A 2,638-nucleotide genomic window follows, 5' to 3' on the forward strand; every position below is an offset into this window, starting at 1 on the left:
GAGCCTGCGTGGTTGACCACAACATTTTCTTCCATGTAGCACAGCTCACCGGGATCATCGTCAGAGCCGCGAATGTCATAGCAGTACCAGCCCTTCGGCACGGTATCACGGGCAATACGCCCGTTGGTGAACAGCGCGGGCTTATCAAATACTTCAATGTGTTGGAATTCCTCTGTTCTTGCGTTTACAGCCATTTGGGTTTCCTTCCTTTCCTATTTTGGTAACGGCAAACATACTACACATCTGCCGCAAAGTCTACTGAAACATTTGCTGCCCCTGCCGTTGCTCCGGAAAGGGCGGGTCCAAGCGGCGCAGCAGGCCGAACTCTGTTTTTGTCACGCAGTCGTTTTCCATGCAGTCCTGACCGTATTTCTCAAAATCCATGTAGCCATCCAGCTCATAGATGGCCTCATCGTCCAGCCCCAGTGTTTCCTGCAATCGCTGCTGCCCGTAACCGTAGGCATCCTCCGTGATGCGCTGGTAGTTGACCAAATTTCGCAGGAGCTCACAGGCACGGTGCAGGGTTTCCGGCTTCTCGGCCTCCAGCACGGCAGCGTAGGTCAGGAGCGCACCGTCCTGCTGCCAGATGTCCTCCAAGGCTTCTGCAAAATCGTTGTAATCCTCCACGGCGGGGCAATCCGTATCACGGATCAGCTCACCGATGTAAGGCACCTTGAAGTGAATATTACAGAGCATGGCATCCGCGAAAACATCGATATCAAGGTAATCCTTCACAGCGTCCAGGTATTCCTCGTCAGCGGGGAGAACGAGGGTGTAGTCCGGCTTTCCCTCAACACGCAGCGTCATGCGGAGCATTTCATCCCTGCTCTCATCCCGCCAAGGCTCTGCCGGTGAAAGATAGCTGCGGTCGATTGCCATATCCGGTGTCAGCAAGCTGCGGGCGTTGGGAACAAAGGCACTGTACCGGGCATAGTTGTACCCCTGCGGGTCAACAAGGAAACCGTCCTTTCCCTCCGCGTCGAGGATGAGCAGACAGTGTCTGGCGTCATCATCACGCCGGATGGCATTTTTGTTCTCTGCGATGAAATCATAGTCAGCCAGCAGTGCGCGGCTGAACTGCTTGAATCGCTGGGCGGGTAACTCGATTACCTTATCTACACTGCATGCTTCGCCTTCATACTCGGACTGTTTCCGCCTGAGTTCTGCTTGAATAATCACATCATCCCTCCCATCTCCATGCGGCAGCTCTGACCACCGTTCATCACTTCCTCCATGCTGGCATAGCCCTTATAGGCGATGTAACCCCGGTCGGTGAACATTCCGTCCTCCTCATTCATGCGTTCCGTGCCGTACTTTTCATAGTCATAAAAAGCGTCGAGGTTTTCGTCATAGTCGAAATGACCGGACTGACGGATCATGTACTTGCCGCACTCCTCTGGCGTATGCGCACCGGGGGCAAAGTCAAAGAGGTCGAGGCTTTCCGCAAGATTTTTGATCTGCGCCGCGGACTTTGGCTCTGCCAGTATGACCACGGCGCCCAGCTTTTCCATATCCGCTTTTGACAACCCATCCGTCGCCTCTGCCAGTTCATTGAGGTCGGAGAGGGTTTCCCGTTCCATGTCCAGCAGAACATCCACTTCATCCATCAGTTGAGTATCTTCCAGCCAAAGGCGGGCATCCGCAGGGTCAGCGATGCCCCCGCGAAGGAGGGCACGGTCGATCTCCTCCTGCACCATGGGGAGGTACAGCCATGTGATGTGTTCTGTGTCCTCCGGCTCGGCTTTGGAGGTCACCGCAACGGTGATGGCATTCGGCTCATAGTAATAGCAGGGGAAGAACCGGCCATCGTAGACCTGCTCTAACTTCATGCCGTTGACGTAAACCACGCCGTAGGGAGTAATTGTGCCGCTGCCGCTCTCGATGAGCCGCCGTGCGGTTTCCTCGCCATCCAGTTTGTTCAGCTCATCCACGCTTGCGCTGCCGCCGTGCAGGTTCATGTAGTGGTCGCGGCCGATGGCGGCGAGGTCGGAAAAGTCAGTAATGACCGTGGCCTGTTGGCAGCAGAAGGTCAGGTTGATGAGATCCTTCAGCTCGAAAAGCTCCAGCTTGTGCGCCATCGCCTGAAACTGTGCGGCTTCGCCAGTATCAAAGCTATCCAGCCGTTTGACAAGGTAGTTCAGCTCCTCCACATTGACCGTGAGCATCTCCATGCGCTTGAGCACAGAGTAAAAGCTGTTGATCTCCTGCACCTGGCAGTCGGCTTTGACCGCGTCGCCAATCTCCAGCGCCTCCAGCAATTCCATGCAGTGTGCGTACTGGTCATGCGGGATAGGGAACGGGATGGTCGCCACGCCGTATTCCGGGTGATGCGGATTACCAAGCACCGCTTGAATTATCATGTTTCATTCACTCCTTTTTCCAAATTCAAAACCGCATCTCCGTACTTGGCCATCAGCAGTGCGCCGGTAATCAGGTGGAACGCCTCATCTGTGACCAGTTCCGGAGACGCAAGGTCTGCGAGAGTAATATTGCAGCAGCCGATCGCAATGGCCTTCGCCGCCTGGTAGACGCTGTATAGCTCCGGCTCGATTCCTCCGAGCCGGACGCTTTGAAAGTCAAAACCGTCGTTCCCGCATTTCCAGACCATCCTGCGCCAAAGGCTCTCGTATGCCGTGAG

At 55.3% G+C, this 2,638-nt stretch carries 3 protein-coding genes and 1 pseudogene; all 4 read right to left on the bottom strand.

Features of this window, described 5'->3' with window-relative positions; translation table 11 throughout:
• Window positions 1-194 (bottom strand): LPD28 domain-containing protein (locus LKD37_RS17195; RefSeq protein ID WP_302930286.1); only part of this gene is annotated, 194 nt, incomplete at its 3' end.
• A gap of 61 nt (window positions 195-255) precedes the next feature.
• Window positions 256-1,179 carry a DUF6329 domain-containing protein gene (locus LKD37_RS17200; RefSeq protein ID WP_302930287.1) on the bottom strand — a complete coding sequence of 308 codons (924 nt, stop codon included), beginning with the start codon at window positions 1,177-1,179 and terminating at the stop codon, window positions 256-258.
• Window positions 1,176-2,360 carry an antirestriction protein ArdA gene (locus LKD37_RS17205; protein WP_302930288.1) on the bottom strand — a complete coding sequence of 395 codons (1,185 nt, stop codon included), beginning with the start codon at window positions 2,358-2,360 and terminating at the stop codon, window positions 1,176-1,178. The genes LKD37_RS17200 and LKD37_RS17205 overlap by 4 nt, the downstream gene beginning before the upstream one ends.
• A pseudogene (locus tag LKD37_RS17210) lies at window positions 2,357-2,638 on the bottom strand (hypothetical protein); the annotation flags it as partial. The pseudogene LKD37_RS17210 and the gene LKD37_RS17205, both read right to left, overlap by 4 nt.

The organism is Brotocaccenecus cirricatena (assembly GCF_020687045.1).
Lineage (GTDB): Bacteria > Bacillota > Clostridia > Oscillospirales > Oscillospiraceae > Vescimonas > Vescimonas cirricatena.